The following is a 2,051-nucleotide window of genomic DNA, read 5'->3' on the forward strand; positions in this document are numbered from 1 at the left end:
CGCTTACTTCCTTCCCGCCCCGCCATATCGGCCCGGGCGTCAATGATGTCAGAGCCATGCTTGCCGTGCTCGGCGTTCCGTCCGTAGAAACGCTGATCAGCCAGGCCGTGCCGAGATCGATCCGCCTCGACCAACCGCTCAACCTGCCCGCTCCGGCGAGCGAAGCGGAAGCGCTGGCCGAACTGTCTGCGATCATGGCAAAGAACACGGTGCTGAAGAGCTTCATCGGCGCCGGCTATCACGGCGTCCACGTGCCGCCGGTGATCCAGCGCAACATGTTCGAGAATCCGGCCTGGTATACGGCCTACACGCCCTACCAGGCCGAGATCAGCCAGGGCCGGCTGGAAATGCTGTTCAACTTCCAGACCCTGGTCACCGAGCTGACCGGCCTGCCGGTGGCGTCCGCCTCGCTGCTCGATGAAGCCACCGCCGTCGCCGAAGCCGTGGGCATTGCGCTGCGCCACCACCGCGACAAACGCACCAAGGTGGCGCTTGCGGGTGCGCCGCATCCGCAGACGCTGGATGTCGTGCGCACCCGCGCCGAGCCGCTCGGCACCGAGGTCGACGGCGAGACCATCGACGACAACACCGCCGCGCTGCTCGTCTCCTGGCCGGATACGTTCGGTGTCTATGGCGATCACAAGGCGGCGATCGAGAAGGCCCGCGCCGCCGGCGCGCTGGTCGTCTTCATCGCCGACCCGCTGGCGCTGACGCTGACGGACGCTCCGGCCAAGCTCGGCGCCGACATCGCCGTCGGTTCGATGCAGCGCTTCGGCGTGTCGATGGGCTTTGGCGGCCCGCACGCAGCCTATTGCGCCGTTTCCGACAAGCTGACCCGTCTGATGCCCGGCCGCCTCGTCGGCCAGTCGATCGACACCAAGGGCCGTCCCGGCTACCGGCTGGCGCTGCAGACGCGCGAGCAGCACATCCGCCGTGACAAGGCCACCTCCAACATCTGCACCGCGCAGGCGCTGCTCGCCAACATGGCGACGGCCTATGCGATCTGGCACGGGCCCGCCGGCCTGCAGGCGATCGCCGGTCGTATCCATAGCCTTGCCGATCGTCTTGCCGCCGGTCTCAGGGCGGCGGGTGTTTCGGTGCTCGGCACGAGCCGCTTCGACACGGTGACGGCCGAAGTGAAGGGCAAGGCCGCGGCAATAGCCGCCGCCGCCGAGAAGACAGGCAGGCTGCTGCGCGTCATCGATGCCGACCGCGTCAGTGTCGCCTTCGACGAGACCTCGACGGAAGCCGATCTCGAGGCGATCGCAGGCCTCTTCGGAGCCAAGCCCGGCGCGGAAGGCGGCTCGATGCCCGCCAAACCGCGCGGCAAGGAGTTCCTGACCCAACCGGTCTTCCACGACAACCATTCCGAAACCGAGATGATGCGCTTCCTGCGCCGGCTGGCCGACAAGGACCTCGCGCTCGACCGCGCCATGATCCCGCTCGGCTCCTGCACCATGAAGCTCAACGCCGCCGCCGAGATGATGCCGGTGAGCTGGCCGAGCGTCGCCAACCTGCATCCCTTCGCGCCGGCCGGCCATTCGGCGGGCTATCGCAAGATGGCCGGCGACCTAGAGGCCTGGCTGTCGGAGATCACCGGTTTCGATGCCGTCAGCCTGCAGCCCAATGCCGGCAGCCAGGGCGAATATGCCGGCCTGCTTACCATCCGCGCCTATCACCGCGCGCGCGGCGAAGGCCACCGCACGGTCTGCCTGATCCCGTCTTCGGCGCACGGCACCAATCCGGCCAGCGCCGCGATGGCGGGCATGACCGTTGTCGTCGTGCGCTGCCTGGACGACGGCAATATCGACATGGACGACATGAGGGCCAAGGCCAACGAGCATTCGAAGAACCTCGCGGCGCTGATGTTCACCTATCCCTCGACGCATGGCGTCTACGAGGAAGGCGCGCGCCATCTCTGCGCGCTGATCCACGAGCATGGCGGCCAGGTCTATTTCGACGGCGCCAACCTCAACGCGCTCGTCGGCCTTGCCCGCCCCGGCGACATCGGCGCCGACGTCTGCCACATGAACCTGCACAAGACCTTCTGC

General features: G+C 67.6%; 1 protein-coding gene. It reads left to right on the forward strand.

The genetic code is table 11. The features are described 5' to 3' along the window. Positions 1-26: 26 nt before the first annotated feature. Positions 27-2,051, forward strand: a 2,025-nt coding sequence (gene gcvP / locus EOD07_RS32330; protein WP_127238140.1) for an aminomethyl-transferring glycine dehydrogenase, incomplete at its 3' end; no start/stop codon positions are given.

Source organism: Mesorhizobium sp. M2C.T.Ca.TU.002.02.1.1 (assembly GCF_003997225.1).